Origin of the sequence: Neobacillus sp. YX16 (genome assembly GCF_030123505.1) — a bacterium.
Classification (GTDB): domain Bacteria; phylum Bacillota; class Bacilli; order Bacillales; family Cytobacillaceae; genus Neobacillus.
Genome location: NZ_CP126115.1, coordinates 734,969 through 753,546, shown reverse-complemented (window position 1 = coordinate 753,546; position 18,578 = coordinate 734,969). Strand labels below are relative to the sequence as shown.

The 18,578-nt window shown below is 35.8% G+C and carries 14 protein-coding genes and 2 pseudogenes; 4 read left to right on the top strand and 12 right to left on the bottom strand.

Annotated features, from left to right (window positions below):
• Positions 1-111: 111 nt before the first annotated feature.
• Entirely contained in the window at positions 112-945 is an 834-nt protein-coding gene (locus QNH48_RS03675; protein ID WP_095250296.1) for a MerR family transcriptional regulator, read from the bottom strand.
• A gap of 119 nt (positions 946-1,064) precedes the next feature.
• On the opposite strand from QNH48_RS03675, the gene norA reads away from it, so the two are divergent.
• Positions 1,065-2,258, top strand: a complete 1,194-nt coding sequence (gene norA, locus QNH48_RS03670; RefSeq protein ID WP_283953802.1) for a multidrug efflux MFS transporter NorA — start codon at positions 1,065-1,067, stop codon at positions 2,256-2,258.
• Between the two features lie 151 nt (positions 2,259-2,409).
• Here norA and QNH48_RS03665 read toward each other — a convergent pair whose 3' ends face one another.
• The 4 genes from QNH48_RS03665 to QNH48_RS03650 all read right to left on the bottom strand — a co-directional run bounded on the left by QNH48_RS03665 (position 2,410) and on the right by QNH48_RS03650 (position 6,365).
• Positions 2,410-3,270: an amidohydrolase family protein gene (locus QNH48_RS03665; RefSeq protein WP_283953801.1), complete on the bottom strand. Its 861-nt coding sequence runs from the start codon at positions 3,268-3,270 to the stop codon at positions 2,410-2,412.
• A 73-nt stretch (positions 3,271-3,343) separates the two neighbouring features.
• Positions 3,344-4,144, bottom strand: a complete 801-nt coding sequence (locus QNH48_RS03660; RefSeq protein WP_095250293.1) for a nucleotidyltransferase domain-containing protein — start codon at positions 4,142-4,144, stop codon at positions 3,344-3,346.
• A 217-nt stretch (positions 4,145-4,361) separates the two neighbouring features.
• The gene (locus tag QNH48_RS03655; RefSeq protein ID WP_283953800.1) at positions 4,362-4,745 is read right to left on the bottom strand and encodes a MazG nucleotide pyrophosphohydrolase domain-containing protein; all 384 of its coding nucleotides are present in this window, start codon (positions 4,743-4,745) and stop codon (positions 4,362-4,364) included.
• A 339-nt stretch (positions 4,746-5,084) separates the two neighbouring features.
• Positions 5,085-6,365: a M48 family metallopeptidase gene (locus QNH48_RS03650; protein ID WP_283953799.1), complete on the bottom strand. Its 1,281-nt coding sequence runs from the start codon at positions 6,363-6,365 to the stop codon at positions 5,085-5,087.
• 181 nt (positions 6,366-6,546) lie between these two features.
• Between QNH48_RS03650 and QNH48_RS03645 the strand changes: the two genes are divergently transcribed.
• Complete coding sequence (locus QNH48_RS03645) at positions 6,547-6,945, top strand: (deoxy)nucleoside triphosphate pyrophosphohydrolase (RefSeq protein ID WP_283953798.1); 399 nt, start codon at positions 6,547-6,549, stop codon at positions 6,943-6,945.
• 18 nt (positions 6,946-6,963) lie between these two features.
• Here the strand turns inward: QNH48_RS03645 and QNH48_RS03640 are convergent, their stop codons facing one another.
• The 3 genes from QNH48_RS03640 to QNH48_RS03630 all read right to left on the bottom strand — a co-directional run bounded on the left by QNH48_RS03640 (position 6,964) and on the right by QNH48_RS03630 (position 12,138).
• Positions 6,964-9,777, bottom strand: coding sequence for a DEAD/DEAH box helicase (locus tag QNH48_RS03640; RefSeq protein ID WP_283953797.1), 2,814 nt, complete (start codon positions 9,775-9,777; stop codon positions 6,964-6,966).
• A 218-nt stretch (positions 9,778-9,995) separates the two neighbouring features.
• Entirely contained in the window at positions 9,996-11,231 is a 1,236-nt protein-coding gene (locus tag QNH48_RS03635; protein ID WP_283953796.1) for a TerD family protein, read from the bottom strand.
• A gap of 232 nt (positions 11,232-11,463) precedes the next feature.
• Positions 11,464-12,138 carry a uracil-DNA glycosylase gene (locus QNH48_RS03630; RefSeq protein ID WP_283953795.1) on the bottom strand — a complete coding sequence of 225 codons (675 nt, stop codon included), beginning with the start codon at positions 12,136-12,138 and terminating at the stop codon, positions 11,464-11,466.
• A gap of 244 nt (positions 12,139-12,382) precedes the next feature.
• Between QNH48_RS03630 and QNH48_RS03625 the strand changes: the two genes are divergently transcribed.
• The gene (locus QNH48_RS03625; protein WP_283953794.1) at positions 12,383-13,222 is read left to right on the top strand and encodes a hypothetical protein; all 840 of its coding nucleotides are present in this window, start codon (positions 12,383-12,385) and stop codon (positions 13,220-13,222) included.
• 163 nt (positions 13,223-13,385) lie between these two features.
• On the opposite strand, the gene QNH48_RS03620 is transcribed toward QNH48_RS03625, so the two are convergent.
• Positions 13,386-14,267 carry a LysR family transcriptional regulator gene (locus tag QNH48_RS03620; protein WP_283953793.1) on the bottom strand — a complete coding sequence of 294 codons (882 nt, stop codon included), beginning with the start codon at positions 14,265-14,267 and terminating at the stop codon, positions 13,386-13,388.
• Between the two features lie 244 nt (positions 14,268-14,511).
• Here QNH48_RS03620 and QNH48_RS03615 point away from each other — a divergent pair, with 244 nt between their 5' ends.
• Positions 14,512-14,670 carry an RNA-binding protein gene (locus QNH48_RS03615; protein WP_165979159.1) on the top strand — a complete coding sequence of 53 codons (159 nt, stop codon included), beginning with the start codon at positions 14,512-14,514 and terminating at the stop codon, positions 14,668-14,670.
• A gap of 583 nt (positions 14,671-15,253) precedes the next feature.
• Here the strand turns inward: QNH48_RS03615 and QNH48_RS03610 are convergent.
• The 3 genes and pseudogenes from QNH48_RS03610 to QNH48_RS03600 all read right to left on the bottom strand — a co-directional run bounded on the left by QNH48_RS03610 (position 15,254) and on the right by QNH48_RS03600 (position 18,235).
• Positions 15,254-16,369, bottom strand: a complete 1,116-nt coding sequence (locus QNH48_RS03610) for a M20 metallopeptidase family protein (RefSeq protein WP_283953792.1) — start codon at positions 16,367-16,369, stop codon at positions 15,254-15,256.
• Positions 16,370-16,493: 124 nt separating this feature from the next.
• Positions 16,494-16,985 (bottom strand): annotated as a pseudogene (locus QNH48_RS03605) (NAD(P)H-dependent oxidoreductase); the annotation flags it as partial.
• Positions 16,986-17,009: 24 nt separating this feature from the next.
• Positions 17,010-18,235 (bottom strand): annotated as a pseudogene (locus QNH48_RS03600) (threonine synthase).
• Positions 18,236-18,578 lie beyond the last annotated feature (343 nt).

Genomic DNA, 18,578 nt, shown 5'->3' with positions numbered 1-18,578 from the left:
TGAAACATTAAGCGATATTCAACTACCTGCCTTTAGTTGAAGAAGTTTTGGATTTCAATAACAAAGAAAACTCGCCAATACTAAGCACATCTAAACAGAAATATGGAAAAATTAGCTCTCTGTTTGATCGACTTGTATCATAATTTTGGTAACGTAGTGTTCCTTATGATTAATTACAACTGTATCATAAATATACTCTTCAAAAACATAATCACCTAGGGCTAAATTTAGTCGATCCATCTCTGAAAAAAGCCGCTTATATGTTTTATGTATTGTTTTCTCATCCCCTATATGATATCCAATGAGAAAATCACCCTTTACACTTTTAAAATACGGATATCCTTCCTTTGGATTTGGCTGCTCAATATATAAATAGCTATAATTAGTGAATTCTCCGTTTAATACATGCTCTCGTTTTGATATAACACCTATTGGATATCCCGTATCAAGTTGTGATACGTTCAATTCATTAATAAAGTCTGAAAAGACCTCTACAAATTCTTCATCGGTTAAATTTTCAATATTTCTACTTAAATAAAGTGTTACTTCTGGTAATTGTTCAAGCGTAACTTGATGAAAATCAAGGTGTGACGCTTCTTCCATTAATGCTATTTTTGCATCGATCATTTTTTCTTTCATTTCAATCTCCTGACGTATTTTCACGATCTCTTCTTTTTTTTGGTACATTAATGACAAAAAACTTTCAGGCGATTTATTTTGCATATATTGTTGAATATCGTTTAGCGACATACCAAGATCCTTTAATAAATCGATAACAAAGAATAGCTCTATCTGGCGAATTGAATAATATCGGTAACCTTTTTCATTTTTCCATACCGGAGACAAAAGCCCAATTTGATCGTAATAAAAGAGTGTCTGTTTGTTTACTTTACAAAGCTTCGCGAATTCCCCAGTCGTTAAATATTTTCCATTTTCTTCATTCATTTTATTACAGCACCGTCCTTGACTATATAGTAACTATATACACTAGGATGGGTATTGTAAACAAATGAAAACAACATAAGTTTGTTTCAGTTTTTGGTTTGTTAAGGGGGATGTAAAAGATGAAGACACATAAAGTCATGTTAGGTTTAGTATTAATGAATTTATTTATAGCCTTTTTGGGAATTGGTCTCGTCATTCCAGTTTTACCTACGCTGATGAATGAATTAGGCATTACGGGAACCACAGTTGGTTATTTAACAGCAGCATTCGCAATTGCTCAATTAATTGTTTCACCATTTGCAGGGAAAGCGGCAGATAAATACGGCAGGAAGATTATGATTGTCATTGGCTTATTCATTTTTGGCTTCTCAGAATTCTTATTTGGGATTGGCAGAGAAATCGAGGTGCTATTTATTTCTCGTATTTTGGGTGGAATTAGTGCCGCGTTCATTATGCCAGCAGTTACGGCTTTTATTGCTGATATTACAAATTTGGATACGCGCCCCAAAGCACTTGGTTTTATGTCAGCTGCCATTAGTACAGGATTTATTATTGGTCCAGGTATTGGTGGATTCTTAGCGGAATTTGGAACTCGTGTACCATTTTTCTTTGCAGGAGCACTTGGTACCATTGCGGCTATACTTTCAATTATTTTATTATCTGAGCCGAATCGGAATGAAGATCATCATGAACAAGTCTCAGATGATAAGAATGGCTTCAAACGTATTTTTGCTCCAAAATACTTCCTTGCGTTTATTTTAATTTATATTGCATCATTTGGATTAGCAGCTTTTGAATCGTTCTTTAGTCTATTTGTGGACCATAAATTTCAATTTAAGCCATCCGATATAGCCATAGTTATTACTGGTGGTGCGATTTTTGGGGCAGTTTCACAAGTCTTATTATTTGATAGGCTTACTCGAATATGGGGTGAAATTAAACTGATTCGATATAGCTTAATATTATCAGCCTTACTTGTCTTTTTAATGACTGTTGTTCATTCATATTTTTCTATTTTACTAGTTACATTTATTGTTTTTGTAGGATTCGATTTGTTCCGACCAGCCGTTACTTCATACCTTTCAAATATCGCCGGGAACGAACAAGGTTTCGTTGGTGGAATGAACTCAATGTTTACAAGTTTAGCGAACATAAGTGGACCAATTCTAGGGGGGATATTATTTGACATCAATTTTAACTATCCTTATTACTTTGCGACTGTGATACTATCTCTGGGAATCGTGATTACATTGGTCTGGAACAAGCAAGCAAATAAATCTTCAAACGAAATGAAGGCTAGTGTAGCTAATTAGAAGGGAATACAGCAATTATCAGAAGAAGAATTACACTGGAAGAACTTAAACTATGCCCACGTAGTTGAACAAACTAATAGAGATGGCTCAGCATAATGCTATAAACTGAGCCATTTCTTATATTACAAAAAAGCTGAGATAGAGTTTTGAATTAATCAATCAATCCTAGAAAGTTTTTTCCAAGGATATATTCCTTTTGTTTATCCGGGATTTGAAGTGAATCAATCCAATCCCTCTTTGAAGAATAATCATATTCATTAAATTTTTTCATTCCATAAGGTCCGTCGCAGCCAAAGAGAACTTTTCGATATCCTAAAGATTCCACTGCCTTCTTTACAATAGATGGAGTAAGATAATCACTTGAAGTATCAACAAATACATTGGGTTGATCCTTAACGTAATTCCATAGTTTCTTCCAAAAGGGAAGACCGGCGTGAGCATAAATCAATTTAAGGTTAGGGTAATTATCAGGTAAATATTTAAAAGAGTCTGCTTCTGAAGAGAGATGAATAATCATGGGTACGCCTTTTGATTCACACATAGCGGCAACTGGATCAAGTGCCTTAATACTATATTCATGCATGAACGGATGAGCTTTAACCCCAATAAAACCAGGTTTATTAAGATATAACTCTACTTCTTCCATGGATTCAGGAATCCTAGGGTTTACGGCTGCCCATCCTAGAAACCGGTCTGGAAATCTATCAATTGCAGCAGCAACAAGATCATTCCTCGGCTTGGTAAAAATCTTATAGGAATGACCATAAAGGTTGAAAAGGCCATCTTTCACCAGACTATTATAAATTTTGAGTCCGATTGGTGGTGCATGAAGGATTAGAAATCGGAAAAACCGTTGTAACTGATGTTGATATGTACTTTCCACTTCAAACATGGTTTCGTTCATGGGAGCAATAAGCGCTGTTTTCGTTACATTATTTTCATTCATCCCCTCTAGCATTTTGTCTAGAGTTAACATGGTTTCATCCACATGAAAATGGCAATCTACGATCATTTTAATACTCCCCTTCGAGAAACTATATTATTCTGTTATCAACTTTAAGGGCTATAACTTCAGCTGGATAAGGTTATAAGTTATTCCTTTTTATCAAATCATCTAAATTGTCAACAAGATCATTTATGTCACTTAATAGTGTTATGGTATTGTTGCTAAGAATCATGATTATGTTTTCTTCCATCTTGTCTGGGAGATATTTGCATGTTTTTTGTGCGATCTTAATTAACTTCTTTTCTCCAGGGTGTGGCAACTCGTTAATCGCAAATAAGATATCGAAGTAACTTGCAAGTAACGCAGCAACCCTATGATTGACACTTATGTAGTCTTTTCTTTTTAGAGCTTTCTCGATTTGACAATAGTAGGATGTAACACTGTCTCGTAATAAAGGGTAATTTTTGTTAAGGATATTTTCTTTTAATTCTTTTGGAAAGGTTACGTTAATTTTATCCTGTAGTTTCTTTAATTGACCATTTTGATCATATAGTATTTTGGAATTTAAATAATTACTCCAAAAGCATGTAGTGTAACCGACCTGAGCCTGGAAATTCACTACCGTTTTCATAAGTTCGTTTTCAATCCAAGCATAATTTCTATATATGATTTCTATACCAATATTGGGTTCATTTAGCGTTCCATCATCTTCTGTTTCCCAATACTGGTTATTAATCTCCATATAATCCGAAAAAGGTTCTAACAATTTTTTTCGAGTGCTGGTAGGGATTTCTTGAACACTATAAATATACAAATCTATATCAGAATGTTCATCTTGGGTATTTGTTGAAAGAGAGCCAGAGAGTACAACACCTTCCACTTCTTCTAACTGTGAAAATACAGACGAAATCTTCATAATCATGTCATTAATAGTGTTCATTTTGGATTTCTTCCCATCTATTTTTATTTTTCGTATTGCCCCAATTATAGGATATTTATGGGATATAAGCCATTTTTATATTGGTGATTTGCTACCTTTAAAACAAAAATAAAAAAAGACCTAAAAGGACATGGTCAAAAAATTTTTTTGTAAAAAAATAACCAAGATTTACTTTGAATAATTTTTTTAAAGTAAATCTTGGTACTTATGAATGATTTCATTTTGATGGTTTTACTAAATCCTTATTCTTTCGATTTTTAACTTCTTCCATTTTGGCATAAAAGCTTTCTTCTACATCGATTCCAAAAAAATTATAAAATTTCAGCATGTAAGCGAGACAATCTGCCAATTCTTTGCCTACGTTTTCTTTAATCTGATTCTTAGCTAACTCAAATGCCTGTTCTTCTTCCATGCCATTTTGAACATTTTTAGTAGTAAGATTAAAGGCCATTCGCAGCTCCTCCGCTACTTCAGCAACCTCCGTCGTTAGCAGCATGTAATTATTTAAAAGAGAATCTCTGCTCTCAGCATAATTCTCCTCAGAAATTTCCCATCCCATTTCTTTTTGATATTGTTTCGCAAAAGTTTGTATCTCTTTCATGTTAATCCCTTCTGTCATTTGACCGCTTAATTTGTTAATCAAACGTTTGATTAGTTTTGAAGACCTATTGTACCAATGCCTCGAACCCCTTAATCAAACGTTTGATTAGTTTACCACCCGATTTAATTAAACGTTTGATTAGTTTTTTTCATACATCATTTTAGAAGTTAAACGCCTTTTTTAACATTAGTAATAATTGAAATTCTATCATTTTGACTTTTTAAACTCCACTGTTAGCGAATTGAAAGCACCAAATGATTTAGTTTAATCTTATTGATAAAGGGTTAGCCCCAATGGGACCAACCCTTTTAAATTAATTCACTATAGGATTCCCCGATGTTACTTATTTTTACCTTTTGTCATCAGTTCCACGAGCTCAGTGTATCCAAAATCCTCAGCATAAGTAAGAGCAGACATCGCTTCCTCATTTTCAAAATTAGGATCAGCACCTGCTTCTAATAGTAACTGCACCATCTCTTTGTTTTCCATAAATACTGCGCCCATCAATGGTGTGTAACCGTAATTGTCCGGTAAGTTAGGATCAGCACCATTTTCTAATAAAATTTGTGCTACCTCCAATTGATCATTATCAGCTGCAAGATTTAACGCAGTCGTTCCACCTTCTGGCTCTTGTTCATTTGGGTCTGCCCCTTCTTTCAATAACCGGCTAACTTCTTCCGCATCACCATTCAAAGTGGCTTCCATTACAGCAGTCAAATCTCCTGATGGTAAAAATTCCTCTGTAAAATTGATTACATCTTTAATTAGTGAGTAGCCCGTCCAGATGACTAAAGCACCCGCAAGAATCGTGGAAATAAGAATCGCAAAAACTCCGGCTTTGGATTTTTTCTTTAGTACAACCGTACTCTCCCCTATCTGAGCTTCAATTTCGAAAATTCTCCTCGGAATAGCAGGGTGTGTAGATAAAAGCTCCGTCAAAGAGATAAAAAATCCCTTTTTATCATTGTACTGATTCAAATATTCCTGTTTGTTCACATCTCGAAATAAATACTTACCGGCTGCGAAAACCGTTAGTGCCCGGATTGCTTTGTCGGGCTTTTCCGTACAGGCAACAGCCATTCGATCGGCTGTGAATTCACAAGCTCTCGAATAGGCCTCGCCTAGAAATGGAATCCACATAGCCAAAAAAGTAAGCAACTGCTTCACGACATGATTTCTCTTCACATGTGCCAATTCATGGGCAATGACAAACTCCAATTCATCCTCACAGCCGTTCTCGACCAGATCCACGATATCAGAATAGAGGACAACAATGTTTTTACCAAACAACCCAAATATACGGGATGCAAAGGCGTTAAGTGCTCCTCCTGATTCAATAATATACACTTCAGGTATATCCTCAATCCCAAGCCTCTTGCTTAGAGCCGATACCCTGTTATAAAGGTCACCAAATTGATTGGCAGAAAGCTGAATACCATTCAGACGGATATAGGCCATTGAAACAGCGTGGGAAACCAACGTAGCGAGTGCCAGTCCAAAAAAGATTGCAATCCCAATCAGCGACACAAATAGAATAATGATAGCTATAACACTAAGAATGATTGAGAAAGTGAATAAAGTTTTTTCACTTTTATGTATGAGGCTTTTCTCATCTAGCATCTTGTTCAGTCCCTTTGAATAAATTTTTTATTCAATCCATTTTTCTTCTATATTGTTTGGGATTGAACTAAATTTATACTTTGGTTGCTGGTCAAAAACCCCACACTCCATTAACCTGTTAAAAGAATCAAATTTAAAAAAATGATATTATTATGAATATAGATATCATTAGGAGGCTATCATGAAAAAACTTGTAAAAGTAGTTGCTGCTATTATTGAAAATGAAAATAATGAAATATTATGTGCACTGAGATCTCCAGAAATGTCGATTCCTAATATGTGGGAGTTTCCAGGTGGCAAGGTGGAAGCAAATGAAGATATATACTCAGCACTCGAAAGAGAAATAGATGAAGAATTGGAATGTAAAATTGAAACAACAAAAGAAATCTTTAACGACAACATACATGAATATGAAACATTTATCATTAATTTGATATCAATTAACTGCAAAGTTATCGAGGGTACGCCAACTCCGAGTGAGCATTCAAAGTTAATCTGGTTAAAAAGAGAAAATCTTGAATCTCTCAAGTGGGCACCAGCGGATATTCCAGCTGTGGAGCAGTTAATTCAAGAAAAATAGTCTTCTCAAATGAGAAGACTAAACCTTTTTTGTAAACTCTGTATATAAACTTGCTGGTACTTCATTTTCTAATTCCATCCATACTGTAATTGGCTTATCACCTTCGAATTCGACTGAATTACCTTTACCAATATAAATATAAGGCTCGGTCTTACCATCAATCTCTTTATACTTACGAATGAACAAGTGAAGATTAACTCCACGTTGTTTATTAAAAATAATATTTTTTCCTCTTTCAGACTGTTGGGTTGTACTATTCACTGATTGCCATTGGAATTCGTGGGGACTAATAAATTTATCTTTATAATTAATACTTTCTTTAACATCCTCTTCTTTATGTAAATCAATAAATAGAAAATACTCATTCCCATTTGCTAACAATCCTGACCCTCTAAAGGAACTATGGATTTTACGATAATTAGAAAGTAAAGCTGCATCTATCATTTGATATTGCTCATAAAGTTTAAAATGCGGAACACCGTAGTAATTAGCTTTAAATTCCTTTTCATATCGGAAAATCCCATAGGTAATAATATCTTCAATAAACTTCCTGTAATCTTCATTTTCCAATAGCTCTTTAAAAAGTGGAGTCTTAATAAGTTTGTCGTCGCTATATTGAACTAATTTGGGCTTATTCTTTATCTGGACACTATCATAGTAGTTTTGATTCAGGCACTCAAAGGCATGGAGAACACTATCATCATCAACTTCAGTTATCATCTTTAATATTTGTTTCTTTGCTATTTCAAGATTTATTTCATCGTGTTCTAATAAATATCGAATAATTACAAACTCGTAAATTCGCTTTAGTGGAAGCTTGCTGGACAATTCTTTTAAAGCACCTTCAAACGCCTCATTTTGTAAAAGCTCCTTTAAATAATCATCCTTCTCCACTTTAGCCACAAATTGTACGTATGTTTTTTCCCGATCAATGAATTTAACGGGATCAGGAGCTCCATCATATTTCAAATAATCCAATAGTAAGAATGGTATCCGACCTTGATTGAGTTTCTTAAATTCAAAATACTCTTCCTTCAGGTACTTCATTGAATTAAAGTTTTCGCTATCAATCTGATTCAATATTCTTTCCTGAGTTATTTTATCCATTTGGATATGGGTACACCCAGGTATATTAGCAAATCCGGTTGCAACTGCTACCTTCAAACTTTCTTTATCATAATAACGACTTCCATTTAATGCTAGTGCAATTAGGAATGTTTTGTTATGGTTCCCAATAAAATCGAGAACCGTTAAGAAAGTTTTTTCTGCATGCTTACGTAAACCCCTACCAAGCTGCTGAATAAATACAATTGGTGAATTAGTCGGTCTTAACATTAGTACTGTATTAACAGAAGGAATATCAACACCTTCATTAAAGATATCAACAGTAAAAATAAATTCTAGTTGGTCATGGTCGCTCTCTAATTGATTAATAAATCGTTCACGTGTTTCGGGTGAATCTCCACCGTGTAAACACACACTCTGATAGCCCTTTTTATTAAATTCACTAGCCATATACTGAGCATGCTCGATACTGGCGCAGAAGCCTAGGCCCTTCCTTTTCTCACCGTCATGCCCATAGAAGTCCATTTTCTCAATAATAAAATCAACACGTTCGTTAACCTTTAACCTTTTTGTGATCTCAGCAATATCGTCAATGTTCACATCACTCAAATCTATACCTTCAATATCTGTAATTCCAAAGTAGTGAAAAGGAATAACTAGCTCGTCCTCAAGCGCTTCATGCAAGCGGACCTCGATTGCCACATTATTATCAAAAAGGTCAAAGACATTATAACCGTCACTGCGCTCTGGCGTTGCAGTCATCCCTAAGGTGAATTTAGGATCGAAGTAGTCTAATACAGCTTGATAAGTTGGGCTAGTTGCATGATGTGCTTCATCAATGACCAGATATTCAAATTCATCCCTTTTAAATTCATGAAAACATTTAGATATGGTTTGAATAGTGGCAAACACATAATCCACATTTTTTTGTTTATGGTTACCTGTGAGTAGACCAAATGATAACCCCTCATTTGGTAATAAAAGCTCGAAGGTTTCCTTTGCTTTTTTCAAGATTTCTTCTCTATGAACAATAAAGAGAAGCCTCTTTGGTTTAAAGCTTTTCACATCAAATGCAGACATGTAAGTTTTACCCGTACCGGTCGCTGCAATGACAAGCGCCTTTTTCTCCCCAAAGTTTCTCAGTCTCTCTAAATTCTCTGTAGCTCTTCTTTGCATTCTATTTGGGACAATGTATTTTTTACTTTCATAGATCAAATTTCGTGATTGCTTTGTATCCTTAAAGCTCCTAAGAAACTCTTCATATCTATTAATAAAATCTTGATCTGCAACCTCACTCATATTCCAAAGATAATCATATTCCTTTAAAACATCCTGGATAAATCTGCCATTCTCTTTAGTGATTATTTCTACATTCCATTCAATATTGCTTTTCAATGCACTTTGAGTAATGTTCGAGGAACCAATAATCACCTTATAGCTATCTTTATACTCAAAAATGTATGCTTTCGTATGGAAGCCGATCTCTTTGTCCGTAACAAAAACCTTTAAATCCACATTATTAAACTCTTTAATCTTTTCCAAAGCCTTTGCATCAGTGAAATTAAGATAAGTGGAAGTAATGATTTTTCCTTTGACTCCCTTTTCTTCAGCTTCCTTTAAAGGATCAAGCAAAAGCTGCAAGCCGCTATAGTTAATGAAAGCTACACTAAAATAGAACCGATCACATTCATTCATTGATCTTACTAATTCTCTTAATAAGTTCCCCTTATCGGAATTCACAATTAACTTCTTTTCAACCGTATCCATCGATTTTCCCCTGACTATATAATTAATGTCTGTCCTGTTAATGTTATTTTTTGGATATATAAAAATTGTACAGTATATGGGAAGAAATAAAAAGATCTTCTATTCGATGAAGAATAAAAGATCCTACCGCCATGGGCTTATGAAACTATGTCATAGTGATGTGAGGTTTTTATTAATCTGGGCATTATCCATTAGAAACCTACACCTATTAATAAGTTCTACTTGTAATCATTTTTTGGTCCTTTATCCATTATTACTTCTACCATATTGGAAGATCCCATCCTAAGTTTAGGTCTAAGCTCTGAGTTCGGTGAACTATAAAGCTCTAATGGACTAATAATTACTCCTTCTGGTGTATTATGAAGGATACCGGGTACACAAGAATAAATTCTATCATTATTATTTGCATTTTTTGCAGATATGGTTACAGAGGTTCCATTATGATTATCTATACTCATGGACACCTTGTATCTATAGAATGAGCCTGTCCCATTTGACTGAGCAGAATAAACCACAGGAACAACTGCGAGAATATCATTATTTAACCTTAATTTAATAACTTCTGTCTTAGTTGATCCGCTATTTCTCCTAACATCCCCCATATGTTCTACTGCTCCGTTGCCAAAACTTCTAAGTGGAGGAGTTCCTTTTGCCCCAAACATCGCAACATCTATTTGCTTACCATCCTTTGTATAGACTAAAGCATAAATATCATAATCTGTCCCAGTCTTCCAAGATACCGTAGCCGTAATTTCTGGTGTTTTTTCAATGATCACTGGTCTTTGGCCTTTTTCGAGACTTATTTTACCCTTTACCTTTTCAAGGCTTATCAGTGACATCGTGTTATTTTCAGGAACGGTTTGAGGCGTATCAGGTTCTTTTGCGGTTTGTTTTTGTATAGGTTTAGGTTCAGAAGGCTTGCTTTGCTCATCAGATACAACCTCCACACCGTAATTTTTACATAACCCTTCAAGCCCAGAATCAAACCCACGCCAAATTGATTTTGCCTTTATCTGGCCATTCCTTAGATATAAATCTAATACTACGATTCCATTTTCATTTGTGAAACTAGATGGGGTTAACTGGATAATCGTATTATCGGTACATACCTCTGCCTTTAAATTCTTTACATTTGAAAATCCCGTGCTATTATCCTCTGTAAGAGTTATCGCTATTTTCGTAATTCCTTCAGGGACTTTACTCATATCAAAATTAATTTTATGTACTTTTGCATTACCTACTACCTCAGTTGGTATAAGGGTAGCTACACCAGAAGCACTCTTTGGTTGATTATAAAATATAATCCCGCTATCTCCTTGAACCTTATCTGAATCAGTTAAAAGAAAAGCTGTTAAAGAAATATCGATCGAATTAGAAATCTCGTACCTAACAGTAACATTACCTTTTGGCGAACTTAAAACTGTATTTGCTCCCATCTGAAGAGATTGATTCATTTAAAACCACTCCATTCCTTTATCTATTTATCAAACCTCACTTACTTACGGTGACCGTATCATAATTTCCAATGAATTAGATTTCTATGTAAAAAAACTATTGCTGTAAATAGGATGAGAGGTAAAAGGATAATATGGAAGAACGATAAGACATACCAAGACTAAAACTTTCCCACCTGCCAAAAATTACTTATCAATTAGTTCCATTGGTTTGTAGGAACATTGCCTTTACCTATAGATCTTTTATCCGCCAATCAATCTCATTACTCCCAATTTCCCTCAAGTACATATTCGCTTTAGAAAATGGCCGGCTGCCAAAGAAGCCACTATGGGCAGAAAATGGGCTCGGATGAGGAGATTTAATTATGAAGTGATGGGATGACGTAATCAACTGTTGTTTTTGTTGTGCGAAATTGCCCCAAAGGATGAAAATGACAGGTGTCTCCCTTTGATTCAATATTTCTATGACTCTATTGGTAAACAACTCCCAACCCAGACCTTTATGTGAGTTTGCATTTCCAGCCTGGACTGTCAGCACCGCATTCAGCATCAAAACCCCCTGTTTGGCCCAATCCACTAGGTATCCATGATTAGGAATCGTGCAACCCAAATCATCCTGCAGCTCTTTATAAATATTGCGTAATGATGGAGGGACTTTCACTCCCGGTTTAACGGAAAAACTTAAACCATGAGCTTGTCCAGGGCCATGATAAGGATCCTGGCCGATAATGACTACTTTCGTATCTTTATAGGAAGTGTAGTGGAGGGCGTTAAAAATATCTTGTTGATCCGGATAAATGACCTTTGTTTGATATTCCGCCTGCAGTTTTTTCCTTAAGAGTTGATAATACGTTTTTTCAAATTCCTCCTCTAATAAAGGTGCCCAATCATTTTTTAATACTGTCATTCTCTTTCACACTCTTTTCAAGATTGTTAATTTAATTATAAGTATATAGGAATACATTGCACCATAGAAAATACGAAATATGCCAGACACTGTTTGCAATGATTAACTCCTTCCAAAAAAGCCGGAAGAACCGTCCCTTTGGTCCTTATGAAGTACACAATTCTGTAACAACTTTCTGCAAACGAACCTGTCCTTTTGCCCTCTATTTCCATATATAAAGGGTAGAAAAGGGTGGTGCATTTATATGAATTTAAAATCAGGCAGAATTGAAGGGTTTGAAGGGTATTCTCAGTTTAAAAGTGTGAAAGAGTTCAATACACATGTAGAGATGTGGTTGGCAGTGAAGAAGCAGGCGTTTTCGAAGGGGGAATTGGTCGGGTTGAAACGGCTGGTTCGTTTTTCTGTAAAAGTTCCTGGTGTTTGTAATGCAAAGATTGGAACGTTACTAAAAGCAATTAATGAAGAGTATCAAGGTAACGGTATCTCCCGCTCAACGTTTAAACGGATGATCCTCAAAGCAAAAGAATTAGGAATCCTCACCATCTATGAAACTGAACGCAAAAATGGATCACAGTCTAGCAACTTATACAGCTTTAATCGTTTCCCACAAAGTGAACCACCCAAGGAGAATAAATTGGACCACCCTAAAGAAACTAATAATCTTTTAAAAACAAATAATAAAAAGATTAATAAACGTAACCAAGCGCCGATTGAACTCGATTACACTTTTGTTAGTGATAAAGTTCCACAGACATTTGTCCAGCTAGTAAAATACTTCTTTTCTGATGCAAAGACGATTGAAGAATACTGGCATATGGTACAAATCGCAGCATTTCGATTTGAGGGTACGCAAAATACTGAGGACGTTCTCGCTATTGCTATTCAGTCCTTTAAGCAGCTGGTCCGTAAGTTGAAATCTACCAAGCTGGTGGTAAAACCAATAGCCTTCTTTTATGGCATTTTAACCAACAAAATAAAAGAATTCTATCTCGAACAATTGTTTGAAAATCAATGTGAGAGGAAGTCGTTCCGTTATGTGCTCGAGACAGGCGAAGTTATGTACTATGACTGGCTGCACGCTTAATGGGAGAGGAAAATGAAAGAAGGTTTACAAACCGTAATTGAAATGGCTCTGTCTATCTCTTCTAATTCATCATGGATATTTTTACAATAATTTTTAACCTCATTTATTTGCTTGCGCACTTAATAAAAATAGAGCATGGAATAACCAAGCTCTTTCAAGGTGATCACTCTATAAATTCCAATGTCTCAATAAAATTTACAAAAGCCTTTACGACATTCCATTCCAAGGATTCCTTATGGTAATACATCCATGTTTTGCGTAATATAGGATTTCCATTGTGGTCCGTTAAATCTTTTTTATATAATTGTTCTGTATCCTTGAGCATTCGGCTGGGCAAGATGCCATAGCCCAATCCGTTTATAACCATTTCCTTACAAGTATCAACCTGATCCACTACTATACTGTTTAAAGGCGGATGTGTATAGTTTTCAGCCCACCAATTATCAATTAATGATTTTAATAAGTAATCTCCGCTATAGTTAATTCTAGGAAGATTAGGCAAATCAAGAATGTCAATCGATTCCCTCGACGTAACAGAAACTGTTTCTTGAAATAACAAATGTTTCTCTAGTCCTCTGTAGCTATAGTCACCTCGAATAAAGCCGATATGAACATCCTTTTTGTGTATAAGTTTATTTACATCTTTACTCCAGCCTGTAATTACTTTAAATTCCACAAGAGGATACTGGCTTTTAAATAACTTCAAAATATAAGGCAGTTCATAATTCGCAAAAAAATTAGATACACCCAATTTTAATGTCCCTACAACTTCATTACCTGCGCTAATACTCATATTCTGGACATGCTCTTTTATTTTGTTATACTGAGCAAGGATATTATCGGCACATTGAACCAGATATTCTCCCTCTAGGGTAAAATGAATCCCTCTGCTTTCACGCGTTACTATTTTCACACCTAATTCATCCTGCATGTGCTTTAAACGGCTTGTTAAAGCAGGTTGTGTAATAAACAAAAGTCGTGCTGCTTTCGTTAGGTTCTTCTGACTATAGAGGACCTTCAGTATTTCCCAATCACGATAATCCACTTTTCCCTCCCAAATTCTACCATATTATTTTTTTTTATATCTCGTTATCATTTTTTTAAATTTTATTTATTTTCATTATTGCATTATCATTGGTCCATATCAATTAGTAATTACTACTTCAAAAACTGAATAGGGACTTCATTCCAGCTAAATCATCCTTATGTATAATACAGCATTCGATATCTTTAGCCATAAAAATGTCCAGTCTGCAGGGCTGAAATAACTTAAAAGAGGAGAAATATTCATGTGGATTATAACTTGTTATGTAGATTCAACTATTTCCATGTTTGAATTCGAAACTGAGGAACAAGCAAGAGAGGCTCTGAATACCATGAATGGCACTAACATTCTTTCTGAAGTTGTATACTTCAATGATCCTAGTTTTCAGCAGGAAGCGGCATAAGATATTTGGATAAAAAGGCATAAACGAATCACACATAAAAAAGGGCAGATTGTTAGGTTTCAATTGATTTCCTAACGAACTGCCCTCTTTACTTATGTTTTTATTATACTGATTTGCACATTTTTGACTATTTATTATTCCATGAAAAAACCTCATTTAGTTATGATACGGTTCACCGTGACACATCAAAATGAGGTTCTTTTAAAAAGATATCTCACTTCCTTATAACAAGAAGTCTTATTCTTAATTAAGCAAAAGTAATAAGCGGATATTTTCCGGTTAATTTCATAATGGAGCTCGTTTCGGGGTAAATAAGCGGAGGTTTTCCGGTTATGCATAGCTAAATTGCCTATTTTCTCATTTTTTGAGTCAATAGGCGGAATCCCTCCGTCTATTTAAGCTATTTTTAATGATAATTACTAAATAAACGGAATTTTTCCGTCTATTTATCAGATCTGGTGCTTAACCTTCTTCAAATCTGATTGGTAAAAAACAAAAACTCTTTTACAGGATACTGTTCAATTGAATCATGTAGCACCGCCTCTTCCATGAACAGTGCCAGGCACTGTTCGCTTCCGGGATACTATATTTCGGCAAGTCCTGTGAAGAGTTCCACTGCGGTTTCGATGATTTCATCTCGGAAGTCATACTCATAGGTATGGATATGAGGGTAGTTTTCACCGTTGCCGATGTAGAAAATAGCACCCTTCGTCAACTTCGTGTAGTGGCCGAAATCTTCTGAGGCACGGAAGGCTTCCTTCATTTCAACCAACTGAAATCCTTTTTCTAGGCTAACTTTACGGATCTTGTCAGAACTTTCTTTGTGGTTTATAGTTTCCGGAAATTCGTCGTTGAAAGAGATGCTTATCTCCAGTCCGTACTTTTCTGCTTGCTCACGTGCAAGATCTTCAAGGTTTTTCTGAAGATTATCCAATTCTGCTTCGTACAGCGCACGGATGGTTAAGAGAAGTTCACCTTTACTTGCTGCTAAACCGAATGCTCTTTCCCCTATGTTTACTTGCACAACCGTACAAAGTACCAACCCTTCATTTTTTGCAGGAGAGGTCAGCTCTGGAATGGCATCTATAATCTTTGCAATAGCAAATGAAGGATTAACTCCATTCTCAGGCTGGCTCGCATGAGCAGGAGAACCTTCCATGTGGATTGTCATGCCCTTGGATGCACAATGAGCGGTTCCGTCGATTACATTGATGGAATGAAAAGCCATTCCACTCATATTATGAAAGGCAAAAATTTCTTCAATGTTATGTTCCTTAATAAACGTGGCACATTGGATAGCGCCATCTCCCGTTTCCTCTGCATGCTGGAAAAGGATAAAGATGTTTTTGTCAGCACCCTTTTGATCGATTTCCAGCGCAAAGCCGGCAAGGCTTGCAGCATGCCCATCATGTCCACATTTGTGGGATACCCCAGGATTCTTGGAAGCATGTGGAATGTCAATCACTTCCGGCATGGGAAGCGCATCAAAATCTGCACGAAAAGCAATGTTCTTTTTATCTTCACCGGCTCGATAAATCGCATAAAACCACTGGCCTCTATCTACGATTTCAAGCTTGGTATGCTTTTTTAGAAAATCAATTAAATGCTGTTTTGTCCAAACCTCTTCATTCGAAATTTCAGGATGCTGGTGTAATTCATGACGTAGTTGTTTCGCTAATGTTAAATTTCTTTCATCCAAAGTATCCTCTACCCCCTTCCTAAATGTACTTCCAACTTCATTATAGTACGATTTGTAATTATATTTCGATATTATATAAATGAGATTCTAATCATAAAAAGGAACAAAACGTTTTTCACTTTTCTTAAATGTCTATTTTACTGAAATAGTTATGAATTTTTTCTAGCTTTTTCATTTGGTTTCCCTTTGGACTTTCCATATTCCCAAATTCAAAGAACTTTACTTTCTTGATTCCCACAAAGTTAAATAAGGCTCTTTTCATTAGGGTTTTATGTGCATTATTCAGCCATAGTAATGGATAGTGAGTTGGCCCCTTCATGGTGGACACACATACAACGGACTTTCCTTTTAAAAGCCCCTCAGGAAAATATCCCTTCTTATCTTTATAGGCAAAGTTAGAGGCAAATAATTGATCGATAAATCCCATAAGCATTGCCGGAGATCTGCCCCACCAAATTGGGTAAATAAAAACAATTTTGTCAGCCCACATAATCTGTTTCCTATATTTCTGTACACCAGGATCCGTATGCATATCTCTTCTTCGTTTTTGCTCGTTAAACACTAGAACAGGATTAAAATCCTCTTCATATAAATCTAGGACCTGTATCTCCTCTATGTCTATTTCTCCACCAACTAAAAATTAAATATTGACCAAAATTTCTTGGCCGGGTTGAAGAGTTTCTACATCTTCTATTTCAACCGTTTCAGGATATTTGAGACCTAAACCTGTATTGAGACACACAACATGCTCATCTGCATGAATCCACCCCTGTTCACGTAAACTCTTTGCAGCGGCAAAGGTTGCAGCTCCTTCTGGACAAATGAAGTTTCCTTCTAATGAAGCTACTTGCTTTTGCGCCTTCAATAATTCCTCTTCTGAAATGGCAATCGCACAGCCTTCTGTTGCATAAATCCCTTCAAGGACTAAGAATCACCTAAAGCTTTAGGGACATTGATACCGAATGCACACGTTTTTGAATTTTCGAAGAATTTAGATTCGTTTTCGCCTTTTTTCCAAGCTTCTACAATTGGTGCACAGCCTTCTGCCTGAACGGCTACTAATCGAGGGAGTTTCACATCCTCTATCCATCCTAATTGTTGTAATTCTAGAATGGCTTTATAAATTCCAATGATGCCTACTCCGCCACCCGTTGGATACAAAATAACATCTGGGACCTTCCATCCAAATTGTTCGACAATCTCGTAGCCCATTGTCTTTTTACCTTCTATGAGATATGGCTCTTTTAGTGTAGAAGCGTCATATACTCCATGGTTTTGTACTAAATTGCCAACTACCTTACCTGCATCACTAATCAAACCGTTGATTAAATGCAAGTCTCTACCAGCAATATAAACCTCTTTGCGAGTAATTTGCGGGGCATCTAAAGGCATAACAATCGTAGCTTTAATATTGGCTTTTGCCGCATATAACGCCCAAGCTGCACCAGCGTTACCATTTGTTGGCATAGCTAATTGTTTTACACCTAGTTCTTTCGCCTTTGAAATACCCACACTGGCACCCCGAGTTTTAAAAGAACCTGTTGGAATGACACCTTCATCTTTTATGTATAAATTATTTAACCCGTACTCTGCTCCTAAAGATGGGAGTTTCTCAAATGGTGTCATTCCTTCACCGAGCGTTACGACATTCTCCTCTTCATGAACAGGTAGTAACTCATGATAACGCCATAAGCTATTGGGGCGATTTGCAATTTCCTCACGTGACACATTTGCTTTTACTTTCTCTAAGTCATAGCGCACTAATAGCGGTGTACCACAGATACATAATTGATTTATTTTTTTCTCATCGTACGTTTCTCCGCATTTTGGGCACTCTAAATGAGAAATATAGCTGTATTCTTCCATTCTTCTCCTCCTCCTAATAAAAAGACTACAATTCTTCCTCTTTTAAAAAGAAGAAGAATTGTAGTCTTTGGTGGTCCAATCGACAGATATATTATTTAACTAAATAACATTCTATTCTTACTTATCCGATTAGTAAACTATGATTTAAACGTTAAATGTAAACCTCATCAATTTATGGTAAGGTTCACCGTAGTGTATCAAAATGAGGTTTTTTTTAACTAAAAAACTCTCCATTTGGTGCAACGTACGAATATAAATGGGCAGATGTAGGCGAGTAATTGTAAATCTTTCTAGTTAAAATTAAATGAGAGGGGGAAATGCCAATTAGTATTTCTCCCTCTCT

What these genes read in the sequence shown, in the direction of transcription:
- QNH48_RS03675 (WP_095250296.1), bottom strand. Translation starts at nt 945, where the DNA reads ATGAATGAAGAAAATGGAAAATATTTAACGACTGGGGAATTCGCGAAG.
- norA (WP_283953802.1), top strand. Translation starts at nt 1,065, where the DNA reads ATGAAGACACATAAAGTCATGTTAGGTTTAGTATTAATGAATTTATTT.
- QNH48_RS03665 (WP_283953801.1), bottom strand. Translation starts at nt 3,270, where the DNA reads ATGATCGTAGATTGCCATTTTCATGTGGATGAAACCATGTTAACTCTA.
- QNH48_RS03660 (WP_095250293.1), bottom strand. Translation starts at nt 4,144, where the DNA reads ATGAACACTATTAATGACATGATTATGAAGATTTCGTCTGTATTTTCA.
- QNH48_RS03655 (WP_283953800.1), bottom strand. Translation starts at nt 4,745, where the DNA reads ATGAAAGAGATACAAACTTTTGCGAAACAATATCAAAAAGAAATGGGA.
- QNH48_RS03650 (WP_283953799.1), bottom strand. Translation starts at nt 6,365, where the DNA reads ATGCTAGATGAGAAAAGCCTCATACATAAAAGTGAAAAAACTTTATTC.
- QNH48_RS03645 (WP_283953798.1), top strand. Translation starts at nt 6,547, where the DNA reads ATGAAAAAACTTGTAAAAGTAGTTGCTGCTATTATTGAAAATGAAAAT.
- QNH48_RS03640 (WP_283953797.1), bottom strand. Translation starts at nt 9,777, where the DNA reads ATGGATACGGTTGAAAAGAAGTTAATTGTGAATTCCGATAAGGGGAAC.
- QNH48_RS03635 (WP_283953796.1), bottom strand. Translation starts at nt 11,231, where the DNA reads ATGAATCAATCTCTTCAGATGGGAGCAAATACAGTTTTAAGTTCGCCA.
- QNH48_RS03630 (WP_283953795.1), bottom strand. Translation starts at nt 12,138, where the DNA reads ATGACAGTATTAAAAAATGATTGGGCACCTTTATTAGAGGAGGAATTT.
- QNH48_RS03625 (WP_283953794.1), top strand. Translation starts at nt 12,383, where the DNA reads ATGAATTTAAAATCAGGCAGAATTGAAGGGTTTGAAGGGTATTCTCAG.
- QNH48_RS03615 (WP_165979159.1), top strand. Translation starts at nt 14,512, where the DNA reads ATGTGGATTATAACTTGTTATGTAGATTCAACTATTTCCATGTTTGAA.